The 16,042-nt window shown below is 65.9% G+C and carries 6 protein-coding genes; all 6 read left to right on the top strand.

Going from position 1 to position 16,042, the window contains the following annotated elements; translation table 11 throughout:
- Positions 1-9: 9 nt before the first annotated feature.
- The 6 genes from cobT (at position 10) to EO245_RS11525 (ending at position 15,998) form a co-directional block, all read left to right on the top strand.
- Entirely contained in the window at positions 10-1,830 is a 1,821-nt protein-coding gene (cobT, locus tag EO245_RS11550) for a cobaltochelatase subunit CobT (RefSeq protein ID WP_128893067.1), read from the top strand.
- Between the two features lie 7 nt (positions 1,831-1,837).
- Positions 1,838-2,260 (top strand): GNAT family N-acetyltransferase, encoded by a 423-nt coding sequence (locus tag EO245_RS11545; protein ID WP_164931314.1) that lies wholly within the window; start codon positions 1,838-1,840, stop codon positions 2,258-2,260.
- Positions 2,261-2,262: 2 nt separating this feature from the next.
- Positions 2,263-2,943, top strand: a complete 681-nt coding sequence (locus EO245_RS11540) for a nitroreductase (RefSeq protein WP_128893559.1) — start codon at positions 2,263-2,265, stop codon at positions 2,941-2,943.
- Positions 2,944-3,101: 158 nt separating this feature from the next.
- A complete protein-coding gene (locus tag EO245_RS11535; RefSeq protein ID WP_128893065.1) occupies positions 3,102-6,236 on the top strand; it encodes a CHAT domain-containing protein in 3,135 nt (1,044 codons plus the stop codon).
- Positions 6,237-6,253: 17 nt separating this feature from the next.
- A complete protein-coding gene (locus EO245_RS11530) occupies positions 6,254-8,062 on the top strand; it encodes a ShlB/FhaC/HecB family hemolysin secretion/activation protein (protein WP_164931313.1) in 1,809 nt (602 codons plus the stop codon).
- A 31-nt stretch (positions 8,063-8,093) separates the two neighbouring features.
- Positions 8,094-15,998, top strand: coding sequence for a hypothetical protein (locus EO245_RS11525; RefSeq protein ID WP_128893063.1), 7,905 nt, complete (start codon positions 8,094-8,096; stop codon positions 15,996-15,998).
- Positions 15,999-16,042: the final 44 nt, after the last annotated feature.

Below are 16,042 nucleotides of genomic sequence, written 5' to 3'. Positions count from 1 at the left end.
TCTAGCGACTTGGCCGACGAAACTCCCCTCGACCGCTTCAAGCGCGCGCTGACCGGTACGGCGCGCGCCATTTCGCGTGAGCCGGAAGTCGAGGTCGCGTGGAGCGCCGATGCGCCCAGCGCTTCGGGCAAGAACTTCCGCGTGCCGCTGCCGGGCCGCAGCCTGCCACCCGAACAGGCGAGCGAGGCGCGCGGGTTTGCCGACAGCTTCGCCCTCAAGCTGCGCCATCACAACGAAGCGCTGCATGTCCGCAATGCCCCGGCAGAGCCGGTCGCGCGGGCGGTGTACGATGCGATCGAGCAGGTTCGCTACGAAGCGCTCGGGGCGAACAATTTCAGCGGCATGCGCGAGAACCTTGATGCCGCGGTCGAACTGCGTACCGCGTCCGATCCGATCAGCCGCGCGCAGGGCGAGAACGAGGTGCCGCTGCAGAGCGCGCTCGGCCTGATGCTGCGCGAGGAGCTGACTGGTGCGGAAATCCCGGCAAAGGCCCGCGCGGGCGTCGACATGGTGCGCGAGTTCATCGAGGCGCGCACCGGCGGCGACTTCGAAGCGCTCGCCCTGTCGATCGACAACCAGGAGGCTTTCCAGTCGCTTGCGCTCGACATGTTGCAGCATCTCGAGCTCACCCGCCCCGAGGAAGACGGCGCATCGGACGATGATGACGGCGACGAGGACGAGGGCGAGGAACAGCAGGACGAGGACGACCAGGACGAGGACAGCGCCCAGGGCGATCCGCAGGCCACCGAAATGGCCGGCGAGATGGAGGAAGGCGAGAGCGACGGCGAGGCCGAGACCGAGCTCGAATCCTCCGATGAAATGTCCGACGGCGAGGTCGGCGAGGAAGGCGACGACGGCATGCTGCCGGTCCGCCCGAACCGCCCGTGGACCGACATTCCGAACGACTTCGAATACAAGTATTTCACCGACCGCTTCGACGAGGTAATCGAAGCGCCCGAGCTGTGTGACAGCGAGGAGCTGGACCGGCTGCGCGCCTATCTCGACAGCCAGCTGACCGGCCTGCAATCGGTCGTCACCAAGCTCGCCAACCGCCTGCAGCGCCGCCTCATGGCGCAGCAGAACCGCAGCTGGGATTTCGACCAGGAAGAAGGCATGCTCGACGCGGCGCGCCTCGCCCGCGTGGTCATCAGCCCGGGCCATTCGCTGAGCTACAAGGTCGAGCGCGATACCGAGTTCAAGGACACGATCGTCACCCTGCTGATCGACAATTCCGGCTCGATGCGTGGCCGCCCGATCAGCATCGCCGCGATCAGTGCCGATATCCTCGCCCGCACGCTGGAGCGTTGCGGCGTGAAGACCGAGATCCTTGGCTTCACCACCCGCGCATGGAAGGGCGGGCAGAGCCGCGAGGCCTGGCTCGCCGATGGCAAGCCGCCGCATCCGGGCCGCCTCAACGATTTGCGCCACATCGTCTACAAGAAGGCCGACGAACCGTGGCGCCGCGCGCGCCGCAACCTCGGCCTGATGATGCGCGAGGGGCTGCTTAAGGAAAACATCGACGGCGAGGCGCTGCTCTGGGCGCACGAGCGCCTGCTCGCCCGCTCGGAAGACCGCCGCATCCTGATGGTCATCTCCGACGGCGCGCCGGTCGACGACAGCACGCTCAGCGTGAACAACGCCGGCTACCTCGAACAGCACCTGCGCCGCGTGATCGAGTGGATCGAGAAAGCCTCGCCGGTACAGCTCGCCGCCATCGGCATCGGCCACGACGTGACCCGCTACTACAAGCGCTCGGTGACGATCATGGATGTCGAGCAATTGGGCGGCACGATCATCGAGCAGCTGGCCGCACTTTTCGAGGTGGAGTGATCCACAATTGATCGATCGTTTCGATATCAGGATGCTTCAGGCGGACGATCTCGCCTTGCTGATGTCGGCAGAAGGCCTTTTCGATTTCCCGCCGAAACTCGATCAGTCGCAAGACTTCCTCTCGAGTGACCGCGAATTCATCTGGTTCGCTTTCAAGGATGTCCAGCCGATTGGCTTCGTCAGCGCCAGCAAGATCCTGCATCCGGACAAGAACCCGCACCTCTTCGTGAATGAACTGGCTACGCATGCCGACCACCGCCGCAAAGGTGTCGCAACCCGGCTGATGCAAACCGTCATCGATTTCGGCAAGGCGGAGGGACTATGGCCCGTCTGGCTCGCTGCCGAAGGCGATGACGAACAGGCGAAAGCCTTTTATCGCAGCTTTTCCGGTCACTCCGAGCGCGGTGTGGTCGTTTTCGAATGGGAATGAGTATGAACGTAACCGAAGCCGTCCAGACCCGCCGTTCCGTCCGCGCATTCACCGACCAGCCGGTCGATCGCGAGGTGCTTACCCGCGTGCTGGAGAAGGCACAGCGTTCGCCTTCGGGCGGCAATGTCCAGCCTTGGAACGCGATCATGCTCACGGGCGAGCCGATGCAGGCGTTGTTCGACCGGGTCGCGCAGGAGTTTCCCAAGGGCCGCGCGGCGATGAAGCCGGAGTATCACATCTATCCGCCCGAGCTCGATGGCATCTACGAGGATCGCCGCTTCGGTATCGGCGAGGATATGTACAAGGCACTCGGCATTGCGCGCGAGGACAAGGCGAAGCGGCTGATGTGGTTCGCCAACAACTTCCGCGCCTTCGGTGCGCCGGTGCTGATGCTGGTCCACACGCCCAAATACATGGGCCCGCCGCAGTGGTCCGACATCGGCATGTGGCTGCAGACGATCATGCTGCTGCTGCGCGAGGAAGGGCTCGACAGCTGCGCGCAGGAGGCTTGGGCCGCCTACAGCCCGCAGGTGCGCGAAGTGGTCGACATTCCCGACGACCACACCTTCTTCTGCGGCATGGCAATCGGTCACCGCGACCCGGATGCACCGGTCAACACCTTCGACGTGGCCCGCGCGAGCCTCGACGAAGTTGTCCGCTGGGAAGGCTTTTCGGACGGTTAACCCATTGATTTGCCGAATTTCGGCGAATGTCCAAAATTTCCTAGTGGCGACTCGCGCCACTCGCTAGGGTCGCCGAAGAAAAGAACAGGAAAATCAGGTCGCATGGATAGGGCGGGGACTTCTCCCGGCCCTGTTCGGAGGGGAGGGAAGCCTTCGTCATGCGAGCTGGCGCGGCAATCACGGCATTACTACTGGCGGGTACGGCATTGCCGCAGACCGCTCTGGGGCAGGGGCAGGACGTGCTCGTGCGCGACAGCTTCCCGATCGGCGATACCAACGGCGTCCTGTGCCAGGTGCAGGATCGCAGCGTCGACAATCCATCCAAGCAGACCATGTTCGATCGCCGCTGGGCAGTCGTGTGCCGCGATTCCAACCGTCCGGTGGCGGAAGTGTTCGCTTATCGCACGCCCGTCTCCGATCCGGTCACGCTCGCTGCCTCGGCAAGCGAGGATGTCGCCGAATGCCCGGCAGCTACCTCCGCCAGCCGCGCCGGGCTGAGCGGGCTGCGCCGCGCGGAGTGCCGCCACACCGCATCGGGCCTGACCTACTCCGTCTTCACGCTCGACACGGACGGCATGCGCTATGTCGCTCGCGGCTTCTCGGTTTATGACGATGCGACGCTGCTCACGCTGCAATCGGTCGTCGACAACCGCATTGCCGAGGGGACGATCGACATTGCGACCACTTCGGTCGTCGATCCGCTATCCTTCGCCCGGGTGCAGGCCGGCACGCTCGAGCCCGAGCAGGCCCTATGGGAAGGCTATCGCCGCAACTTAGGCGGGGAATATGCCGAGGCTGCCGCCTATTTCGAAACCTTGCAGGAGCGCCTCGAGGCCGAGGCCGACGCAACGATCAATCCCGGCGAGTTCCTCATCAACCGCGCGCTCCAGAAGAGCAATCTCGGCCAGTTTTCCGAGGCGAACCGGCTATTCTCGCAGGCGAAGGAACTGACCGCGGGCGATCCGGTGGCGGGGCGGCTGCAGCGCAATTTCGAGGCTTTCCATCTCCTCAACCAGGGTTTCTATTTCGAGGCCGTCGACCGCGTAAGCCGCGATCTTGCGGCATCGAGTGCGGGCATGGACGAACTGGAAGGTGGTCTCCAGATCACCGTCCCGCTGTCCTCGCGGCTCAACCGGACGGGCGGTTCGGCGCAGCTGCTCGGCTTCGTCGACGAGCTGAAGCTGACGCCCGAGGAGCGGGCGGAGATTATCGATGCGCAGGCGCTGCAATTGCGCGGCACGGGCAAGCGCATCCTCGGCGATGCGGAAGGCGCGCGGCGCGATTTCCTCGATGCCTATTCCCGCGCCATCGCGGTGCGCGACGGGCGGGTGACCTCGATCGCCCGGATGCGTGCGCAGGTGCTGGGCGAACTCGCCATTCTCGCAGAGCAAAGGGGCGACACGGGCACGGCGGAAACGCTGCTGCGCAACGGGCTCGAAATCCTCGAAATCCAGTATCCCGAGCGCCGCGCGGTCAGCAGTGCGGAGGCGCGGCTGGCTGCCTTCCTCCTGAGGCAGGGGCGCGAAGCGGAGGCGATGGCGCTCTATCGCGACGTGATCGACCGCTCGGTCGGCAAGCGGAACGCGGTCCTCGGCTTCGCCAACCAGCTCAATCCCTATTACGAGAAGCTCGCCGAGCAGGTGGATGGCGATCCGCAGGCCGCGTCCGAGTTGTTCCGCGCCCTGCAGGTGCTGCTGCGCCCCGGTGTCGCGGAAACGCAGGCCGTCCTCGCGCGCGAATTGAGTGCCAATTCGGACGAAGGCGCGCGGCTGTTCCGCCAGTCGCTCGACCTCGGGCGCGATATCGAGCGGCTGCGCATCCGCTACAATCGCCTCGCCCGCGCAGAGCAGGCGGCGGCGACCATGCAGCAGCAGGAAGAGCTTGCCGCGCAGATCGACCGGCTCGAGCAATTGCAGCAGCAGACGCAGGTGCGGCTCAACGATTTCCCGCAATACCGCGTCGTCGCCCCGCGCGCGCTCGAACTGTCGGCCTTTCGCGAGGCGCTGCGCCCGGGCGAAGGCTATGCGCGCCTCTCGCTCATCGGCGGCGACGCGTTCATGTTCTTCACCGATCGCGATACCGCGCGTGCTTTCAAGCTCGATGCGACGGAGGCGGATCTCGATTTCCTCGTCGACATGCTGCGCGCCTCGATCTCGCTCTACGAGGGTGGGCAGTACAACACCTATCCCTACGACCTCGACTATGCGCGCGAGCTTTACGGCGTGCTGTTCGAGCCACTGGCAGCCGAACTGGCCGGGGTCGATCACCTGATATTCGAACCCGACGGTGCGCTGCTGCGGCTGCCGCTCGACATCCTCGTGACCGACGACGGCTCCATCGCGACCTACAATGCGCGGGTCGAGGCGGGGGGCGATCCGTTCGACTTCCGCGGCATCGCCTGGTTCGGGCGCGACCGGATCGTCAGCACGGCCGTCTCCGCCCAGTCCTTCGTCGATGCACGGCGTGTCGGCGGGTCCAGTGCGGGCCGCGAATATCTCGGCATGGGCGAGAACGCGCCGATCGGCGATACGCGCGGTTCGAGCATCCGTGCGGCCTATGTCGACGGCAGCGACGATTGCGGCTGGAACGCGCAATTGTGGAACCAGCCGATCGACGACGACGAGCTGGTCGTGGCGCGACAGATCGTGGGCGAGGGGCAGAGCGAGATCATCACCGGCCAGCGTTTCTCCGACACGGTGGTCAAGCAGAAGGACGATCTCGACGAGTTCCGCGTGCTGCATTTCGCGACCCACGGCCTCGTCGCGCCGCCGCGTCCCGAATGCCCGGCACGGCCCGCGCTGCTGACGTCTTTCGGAGAAGGCGAGTCCGACGGGCTCCTCACTTTCGAGGAAATCTTCGACCTCGATCTCGATGCGGACATCGTGATCCTCTCGGCCTGCGACACGGCGGGCGAGGCGAGCATCGAGGCAACCCGGGCGGCGGGCCTTACAACCGGCGGCGGCACCTCGCTCGACGGGCTGGTGCGCAGCTTCGTCGGCGCTGGCAGCCGCTCGGTCATGGCGAGCCACTGGCCCGCGCCGGACGACTACGAAGCGACCGAGCGCCTGATGACCGGCATGTTCAGCCGTGCGCGCCAGGCCGATGTAGGCACCGCGCTGCGCCAGTCGCAGCAGCTGCTGATGGACGATGCGGTGACTTCGCACCCCTACTACTGGGGCGGCTTCGCAATCATCGGCGATGCGACACGGCTGCTACTATCGCGCGGGCCCGCCCAGACGGCCGACGCCGCTGCGGCAGGCAATGCGGACGGAGAGGCGGTGCTCGCACAATGACCAGGACAAGCGAGCAGATGAGAACTGGACCCAGCACGATGCTCCACAATGGGCGAAAGGCATTTGCCGCGTCACTTCTTGTCGCCGCCGCATTCTACCCTGCGCTCGCGCAGGCGCAGGCCCAGCCGGCGCCGACCACGCGCGAGGAAATCCAGCGCGAGCGGCTCGAAGACCGGCTCACCGCGCAGGGCGAGGCAGTCGTGGTCGAGGGCGAGGCCCAACGTGCACCGTGCCCCTTGGCGAGCGAGCAGTTCGCCGATGTCCGTTTCACTTTCGCCGGTGCGCAGTTCACCGGCCTCGAGGCGGTAGACCCCGCAATCGTCGCGCCTGCCTATTCCGACCTGATCGGGCAGGAGCTGCAGGTTGGCGCGATTTGCGACATTCGCGACAATGCGGCGCGCCTGCTGCGCGATGCGGGTTATCTCGCCGCGGTGCAGGTCCCGGTCCAGCAGATCGAGGACGGGGTCGTCCGCTTCGATGCCATTCTCGCCCGCCTGACCGAAGTGCAGGTCCGCGGCGAAGCGGGCAAGTCGGCGCGGCATCTCCAGCGCTATATCGACAAGCTGACCGGCCAGCCGGTCTTCCGGATCGACGATGCCGAGCGCTACCTGCTGCTCGCGCGCGACATTCCCGGGCTCGACGTGCGGATGGTCCTCCAGCCTGCCGACCGCGCGGCCGGGGCGCAGCCGGGCGATGTCGTCGGCATTTTCAACGTCACCCACACGCCGTTCGTCGCGGATGCCAACATCCAGAACTACGGTTCCAAGGCCGTCGGGCGCTTCGGCGGGTTGCTCCGTATGCAGTTCAACGGGCTGACCGGCATGGGCGACCAGACCGTGATCAGCGGATATGCGACCGCCAATCCGAGCGAGCAGGTCGTTATCCAGGGCAGCCACGAGTTCAGGGTCGGCGGCGAGGGGCTGACCCTTGGCGCAGGCGTAACCGCCGCCTGGTCGCAGCCCGATGTGCCGGGGCCGAATGCCTTCGAATCCGAGACCTTCATCGCAACCGCCTATGCCCGCTATCCGTTCGCGCGCTCGCAGGCCTCGAGCCTCCTCGGCACATTCGGTTTCGACCTGATCGAGCAGCAGACCGATTTCGCCGGAGTCCCGCTGAGCGAGGACGACCTGCGCGTGGTCTTCGCGCGGCTCGAATACAACAAGGTCGACGAGGCGAGCATCGGCGGGGCGGGCGGTTATTCCGGCCTTGAGCCTAGGTTCGGTTTTGCCGGCGCGCTCGAAGTGCGGCAGGGGATCGACTTGCTGGGCGCGAGCAAGCCGTGCGGCGATTTCTTCATCGCCTGCGCCGATCCTTCGCGCAATCCGATCTCGCGGCTCGATGGCGATCCGACCGGCTTCCTGATCCGCGGCGAAGCACGGCTCGACTACCGGCCGAACCCTCTGCTGGCTTTCACGCTCGCGCCGCGCTTCCAGTATTCGCCCGACGCACTGCTCAGTTTCGAGCAGGTTTCGGGCGGCAACTACACGGCCGGGCGCGGCTTCGATCCGGGCTCGGTCATCGGCGACAGCGGATATGGCGGCAGCGTCGAGGTCGCCTACGGCTCGCTCATTCCGCAAACGCCGGGCGGCAATGCCTTCCAACCCTTCGCCTTCTTCGACGTCATGGCGGTGAGCAGCAAGAACATCGCAGGCGATCCGCAGACGATCAGCTCAGCCGGCGGCGGCCTGAGGGCGAATATCGGCAACCGGGTCTACATCGAAGCGCTCGGCGCGGTGCCGCTCGAGCGGTCCCCATTTCAGTTCGAGCGCGGCGACGTTCGGTTCCTGATCAACCTCACAGTGCAGCTCGCACCGTGGTCCCGCTGACGGGACCGGCGATGCTGCGCGAAGGGAGAATATGATGACGACGGTCTCACAGGCGGGCAGAACGGCTGGAAGCAGCTTCAAGCGATCGCTGCTGGGCACCTCGTCGGCACTGGCGGCGGTCGTCGCCGCAGCGGCCTTCACCGCATCGCCCGCCCACGCGCAGGTCGGCGAGCGCGCTGCACCGATGATGCTCGAGCCTGCGATTCCCGTCGGCCAGCCGAGCCTCCCGCCTTCCGGCGCTCCCGGTGTGCCGCAGCCCGGTGGCTTGCCGCCCAGCGCCCCGAGCGGGGACCAGCACCAGATCATGGCCAGCTCGGCCGGTAGTGTCGTTACGCTCGATGCAGCGCCGGTCGTGGCGGCTCGTCAGGACGGCACCGTTTCGGCGCAGGGCACCCCCACGGTCGTTGCCGGGAACGTGACTTTCAGTCGCAGTGCGACCAAGGACCAGGTCCAGGTCAATACGCAGGAAGCGGTGGTCAACTGGACGACCTTCGACACCGATACCCTCGCGACGACCGACAGCTGGGTCAATTTCCTGCCTGCGGGTACCGAGCTCGAATTCGTCGGGCTGCAGGGCGAGTACACGATCCTCAACCGGATTTTCTCCGCGCCCGACACCTTCGGCGAATATCGCGGCATCGCGTTCGAAGGGACGGTGACCAGCCGCCTCGTCGATGCGGGGCCGATCGGCGGGACGGTGTGGTTCTACAGCCCGGGCGGCATCCTGTTGACCGACAACGCCGCGTTCAATGTCGGCAGCCTTGTCCTCACGACGAGCGACATCGCGCAGATCGACAGCGCGGGGACGCAGCTCAATTTCCTCGGCGTGTCGCAGCCGGACAGCTCGATCCTGATTGGCACCGGCGCGACGATCGATGCCGAAAACTACGTCGCCATGTGGGCACCGCGCATCGAGCAGGCGGGAACGGTCCGGGCGAACGGCAACATCAGCTATACGGCGGCCGAGCAGGGCCAGCTGACGGTGTCGGGCACGCTGTTCGACATGACCGTCACCGTCGGCACGGAAGATGCCAACGGTATCGTCCACACCGGCACGACCTCCGGCCCGAGCGGGGCGACTGACACGCTGCGCGCCATATCGATGAACGCGGTCGGCAAGGACGATTTCATCACCATGCTGGTCGGCGGCAACATCGGATACGACGAACCGACGGCGGCCAATGTGCTGAACGGTGTCGTCATTCTCTCTGCCGAGAGCAACGGTGCTGATGCGACGGGCAATATCGAGTTCGGCAACACGCAGATCGATTCCCTCGGCGTAGCGCAGGCGAGCGGCGGTCTTTCGCTCAAGGTCGACGGCCAGAACAGCACTCTGGCGATCGGCAGCCTCAACAACCCGGTCGATTTCATCGCCATCGGCGAACAGTCGCTCGACGTCGCGGCGACCGGCGGGGCAAGCATCATCGCTTTCGGTTCCATGCTGCTCGGCGCGGGGGCGAACGGTGTCGGCGGGACGGTCAACATCACGGTCGACGATGCAGGGCGCGACAACGACAGCGCCGTCAGCGGGTTGCTGGTGAACGGCACACTTACGGTGTCGGCGCGGGGTGTCGGCGCAAGCGACTTGAATGCGGGCGGCATTGGCGGCGACGGTGTCGGCGGGACGGTCAATATCGACGTGTCGCAGGGCGGCGAGATCGTGGCGACCAACAATTTCGTCGTCAACGCTGGTGCGCAGTCGGGATTCGGTCTCGCCCAGTCGGGAACTGCGACGGCCGGCGACATCACTTTCAACGTGACCGGCGCGAACAGCCGCGTCTTCGTCGGCGGATCGATTTCGCTCGACGCTTCGGCCGATGCGGCGATCGACCCCAACGGTGAAGGTGCATTGCCCGAGACAGGCAATGATGCGTTCGGCGGCTCGATCGTGCTCAACTTCGCCGACGGGATCGTCGCTTCGTCGGATATCCAGATCGATGTCTCGGCAAGTGCGACCGACGGCTTCCTCGCCAATGCGGGCGAGAGCTATGATGCGCAGGCGGGATCGATCGACTTCACCAACAACGCATCGCTGGCTGCGACATTGATCGACCTTGCGGCCAATGCCTCTGGCGGCGACGGCGGCGACGGCGTGGCAGGACAGTCCGGCCAGGCGGGCGGTAGTGCGACGGGCGGTGACATCAGCTTCGTCAGCACGGTGGACCTGCCGAACCTCGTCGACCTGTCGATTTCCGCGAATGCGACCGGCGGAACGGGCGGGCTTGCAGGGCAATTCGGCAATGGCGGCGCGGGCGGCAATGCCACTGCGGGCTCTGCGCGGTTCGAGGTTCAGGGGACCGGGCCGCTGCTCGGCGCAATTGCCGATATCTTCATCGAGGCTGACGGGGTCGGCGGTGCGGGCACGGACGGCGGTGCAGGCGATGCGACCTTGGCGAGCGGCGACGGCGGTGCTGGCGGATCGGGAACGGGCGGCACGGCAGCCCTCGCAATCTCGGGACCGGGTGCGACTTTCTCGGTCGATCCGCAGACCATGGTGCTCAGCGCGAACGGGTTCGGCGGAGCGGCCGGCAACGGCGCAGGCAATGCCGCTGGCGGCGTGGCGGGCAATGGCGGCGCAGGCGGCGACGGCTTCGGCGGCACGACTAGCATCGAGGTCGGCAGCGGCGCGACCGTGACCCTGCTTCCCACGGCGGACCTGAATTTCGTGCTTGGAGCCACCGGATCGGGCGGGACCGGAGGCGTTGGCGGCGGGACCAGCATCGATCTCGGCGGGTTCACCGGGCTCGGGGGCGATGGCGGTTCGGGTACCGGCGGCTCGCCGACCATCATCGCGACGGGCGGGACCATAATCGCCCCGATCGTCGAGCTCGATGCAAACGGGTTCGGCGGGTTCGGCGGCCAGGGCGGCGATCTCGGCCGCGCACCCGACGGCAATGGCGGCGCAGGTAATGGCGGCACCCCGCTTATCCAGACGCTCGACGGCAGTCCGGGTGTGCTGACCCTCGGCACCGTCACGATCAACGCATCGGGGCTTGCGGGCGGCGGCACGGTCGTCGGCTCGACGGCTGGCGGCTCGATCACCATCGTCGACGGCTCGGCGGACCCTGCGGGCCTGATCACCATGGTCGACCTGATCGTCAACGCGACCGGCACGCTGACCACGCCGGGCACTCCGTCGCTGACCATCGAGAGCAGTTCCGGCCCGATCACCGTCCTCAACAATGCGAGCGCCAATGTCGGCGGGGACATCGTGTTCGATTTCGACGGCGACGGGCAGTTCGTCGTTGGCGGTTCCGCGAACCTAACCGCTGGCGGCAACATCGTAGCCACCCACACCAATAATGGTGCAGGGCTGGAATCGGTCGATACTGGCCTCACGCTATTCGCCAATGCGAGCGGCAATATCGATCTCCAGCCCGGCGCCATCGTCTCAGCTGGCGAGATATTCCTGATCTCGGGCGGCAATATCGACGCCGATGACCTTCGCGCAGAAGCGCAGATCGTTGCCCAGGCCGCCGGAAACGTCACTATCCGCGATGCCATCGCCACCGGTCCGCAGGGGCCGTTCAACGGGGCGGGCATCTTCATCGATGCAGGCTTCCAGTCGGCTCTTTCGGGCAGTTACGATACCGCCGTGGCGACCATTACGGGCACGGTCGACAGCTTTGCCGCCATCGAAGTCCGTTCGGGTGGGAACGCGGTCTTTGCCACCGGCTCGACCACCGCTGCGGACGAATACCTGCTGGTCCAGACCGGCGACGACATCATCGTCGAAACCGGCGCGACGCTGATCGCGGCGCGTAATCCGGCGATTGCGCCCAATCCGGCCGATCCCTTCAACGCTTCCGCCGTGCTCGACCTGCAGGCCGGCGCGCTTGCTCCGCTCCTCATTTCGGTTCCCGCGACGCCGATCGCCTCGCTGGTCGTCGATGGAACGCTCGATGCGACGGGCAGCGCGATCATTGCCGAGGCGAACGCGATCGACGGCCTCGACGGCAGCTTCATCGCCAGCTCGATCGCGCTCGACATCAACGATGCGCCCAATGCCGGCCTCGCACAGTCGGACGATGCGGGGCTGCTCTCCGCCTCCTGCCTCGAAGGCAATATCTGCGTCGGCAATATCGTCGCGGACAACATCATCGAGATCGGCCAGGCGAGCAACAATGACACGATCCAGCTCATCATCGAGCAGGGCACGGTCGATGCGAACGAGATCCTGATCACCACCCGCGACGATATCGTCATGGGCACCAACGGCATCGCGACGACGCTCAACGCGGCGAACCTGTTCAGCGCGACGAGCCTCGCGGGCGATGTGAACCTGTTCGACGCGGCGATTTCGAGCGGGCTGGTGGTGATCGACGCGGCCGGCAGCCTGCTTGGCACTGCCGATATCGCGAGCACCGGCGATGTCGGGATTACGGTCGGGCAGGACGTCTTCGCCACCTCGATCACTGCAGGCGGCGAAATCACCAGTGCAGCGGGCGCAGGCGGCGCGCCGGAAGGCTTCTTCTCGCTGCCCGGCAGCATGGTGGTCGACGCCGTGTCGGTCGGTACCGGCAATTTCAACGTGTCGGCGGGCGGCGACATCATCCTCGGGACGGTGGTGGTTCCGGGGACCGACATCAATTTGAGCGCGGGCGGCCTTGCGCAGCTCGATTTCGCGGACACTGCGACCAATGTTCAGCTCGACGGCGGTTCGGTCGTCTTCGGGACGATCGATGCGAGCGGCAATATCGACGCCGATTCCCTTTCGACCATCGATCTTCTCGACCTGATCGCGGGCGGTGACATTACGCTGATCGCGGGAGATGCGGTGACCGGCGGCGACCTCGACGCGGGCGGGACCCTTTCGATCACCGGCTCCTCCATTGCGATCGGCGACGGGTCGGCCAATATCATCAGCCTGCTGAGCGGGACGGATATCCTGTTCGACAGCCTCCTGTCGGCAAGCGGCATCGCCTTGCGGACGGCGGACGGCGTGATCGGCGCCAATGTCGGCCCCGGCGACGTGACGACCACCGGCGTGGGCGCGGGTATCAGCCTGATCGCGGGCGGGGCGACCGGCGACATCGTCGTGGGAGCCGTTACGACCGATGGCGGCGACATCCTGCTCTCTGCCGGACGCGACCTGTCGATCGGATCGGCAGCGACCGGCGCAGGCGTGCCGAGCGCTGCGAGCATCGCCCTGCTGGCCGCTGGCAATGTCTCCTCCAGCGGAACGCTGGCAGCCGGCGAGGATATCGCGGTCGCCGCACTCGGCGACGTGACGCTGGGCGACCTTGGCGCTGGCGACGACATCACCATCGATGCCAGCGGCGCGGTTTCGTTCGATACCGCGAGCACCAGCGGCGCGGGGATCGATACCTTCTCGCTCGTCCTCGATCCGGCACTTGCTGGCCAGCTTGGCTCGATCGTGTTCGCGGCGGAGGATGCCAACCTTGTTGGCTCCACCGCCGAATTCAGTGCTGGCGGCCTGATGACCGGGGTCCAGGTGGACGCGGCCGGGGACGTTTCGCTCCAGTCCGGCGTGCTCGTGGTGGACGAAGTGCTGTCGGGCGGAGACGTCGATATTGCAGCCGATGCGGGCACGCTCGATGTGCTCAACCTGATCGCGGACGGCGACGTCACGCTTTCCGCGCTGGACAGCATTACGGTCGATCATCTCGAGGCGACCGGCAGCCTTTTCGCAACCGGCGGCGACGATTTCACGACCGGGCTCAATTCGATCATCACCGGCGGCGATATCGTGATTTCGGTCGACGACATCGTCGATCTCGGCAATTCCTCGGCCGGGGGGCTGGTCGATGTGACCGGCAGCCAGATCGACTATGTCAGCCTGTCAGCGGGCGAGACGATCACCTTGCTCGCGCAGATCACGCCCAACACGCGGCAGGGCAACGGCAATATTTCCGGCGGCACGACCACCGCGGGTGACGGCGCAAGCAGCATGACCGCGAGCGACGGCAGCATCACGCTATCGGGCGACACGCTGGTCGGCGCGACTTCGGTGCCGGGCAACAGCCTGGCGCTGAGCGCGGCAGGCGACATCGCGGTCGCGCTGGTCGACGTTCTCGGCAATTTCAGTGCAAGCAGCGGTGGCACTTTCACCTTCGACAACATCGGCACAGACGGAATTGTCGACATCTTCGCCGACGGCGCAATTACCGGCACAGGCGGGATCGATGCGGGGACCAATGTCTTCCTGTTCTCGATCAACGGAAGCATCGCGATGGTCGATGTGGTCGCGGGCGATGCGATTTCGATCTTCACCACGGGCGATGTCGATGCGACGACGCTCGATGCGGGGAATTTCGTGGACGTGACCTCGGGCGGCACGGTGACCGTGGCTGATGTCGTGACCGGGACGGGAGGCCCGCAATTCGTCTCGATCTCGGGCGACCAGGGCATCGATATCGGCACGCTGACCAGCGGGGCCGGCTTCCTCACTTCCAGCGCCGGCCCGGTCTCGGTCGCGACCGATATCCTGCTCGACGACGTGCTGCAGGTCTTTGGCGAGAGCATATTCCTGCGCTCGACGCATGACCTTGCCGTCACGGCGGACGCGAGCGTTTCGACCATCGATATCGAGACGAGCGGTAATCTCGACGTGCAGGGGGCAAGCGCACCGGGCGATATCCGTCTCGTGAGCACGGGTGGCAGCACATTCGTCAACGACGTCCTCACGCTGGACTCCGCCCCGCCATCGGGCTTCCAGGGTACGCAGCAGGTGACCACCAGCGGCGGCAACATCCTGATCGGTGCTGCGGTGGACGTCGTCGTGAACAGCCTCGTCAGTGTGGCCGGCAATCTGCAGATCGATGCAGGCGGCCTGGTCGAATTGCAGGCACTCGCAAGCGGCGTCCTGATCGACGTGATCTCCTCGGACATCACCATCGGTTCGGCCGGCGCGCTGGGCGAAAGCGACCGGACGGACGCAATCACCCTTCTCCCGCTTGCGAGCGACGTCACGCTCGGCGGGAGCGGAGGCAGTTCGGGCTACGAGCTCGACGGCGACGAATTCTCCCGCATCTTCTCCGGCGGGGATGTGACCGTCGATGCAGGCGACCTCGACGGCTTCGTCACCATCGACGATCTTTCGGTCATCGCAGGCGCGGGCACGAGCGCGACCGACGGCAATATCGGGCAGTCCGGAACGCTTTCGATCATCGGCGGCGACATCGATGTGATCGGCAGCCTCGGCGTATCGGATGCCACGTCCGATACGGGCGTCTTCATCGGTGCATCGAACCTCATCACGGTCGATTTCCTGTCCGGCAACATCGGCCTGTTCGATGCCAACTCCGCCTTCACCGGGGTCCTCGACATGAGCGCCTTCCAGATCGAGGCGATCAGCAGCAGCGCCCGAAGCGACATCGCCGGCGCCTCGCTCGACCAGATCAACCTGAGGCTCGGCGACAGCGAGGGCAATTCCCGCCCCGACGGCTTCTTTCAGGCCGGGACGATCGGCTTCAGCGTCGACAATGCGCTGTTTATCCAGAACACGGGCGACGGCATTGCCTTCGACGATCGCCGCGGTTTCGTTGCCGACGAGGTGTTCGTGTTCGGTCCCGTGATCGATATCGTGATCAACGGCATCGTCGCGGGCCAGACGGGGATCGACGCGCTGGAGCTGGTCAATCTCGACGACGTGACCGCATCGGGCCGCTCGACGATCAACGGCTGCCTCATCGCGCGCCCGTCGCTCTGCGTCATCAGCATCATCACCGACGACAACGACTTCCCGACCCGCGAGGAAATCGACCGCGAGAACGGCAAGCCCGACGGCAACGACAAGTCGGGGCAGGGCTTCTTCGACACCATGCTGGTCGAATTGCGCGAAAACCCGCTGACTGCCGACGATCCGCTGATCGACGAACCGGTGACGGGGGCAGGCAACGAGGACCTGTGGAGTTTCGAGCCGGAGTGCGATCCTGCCGACGGCGAACCCTGCGAAACCGGGCCGTCCGAATAGCATTGCCCGCTTGACCGCTCACCCCGGCCATGTGCAAGGCGCGC

The sequence above is a fragment of the Erythrobacter sp. HKB08 genome, from assembly GCF_004114695.1.
Lineage (GTDB): Bacteria > Pseudomonadota > Alphaproteobacteria > Sphingomonadales > Sphingomonadaceae > Parerythrobacter_A.
Note: the sequence above shows the minus strand (reverse complement) of the source record. Positions and strands in the feature narration are given on the sequence as shown.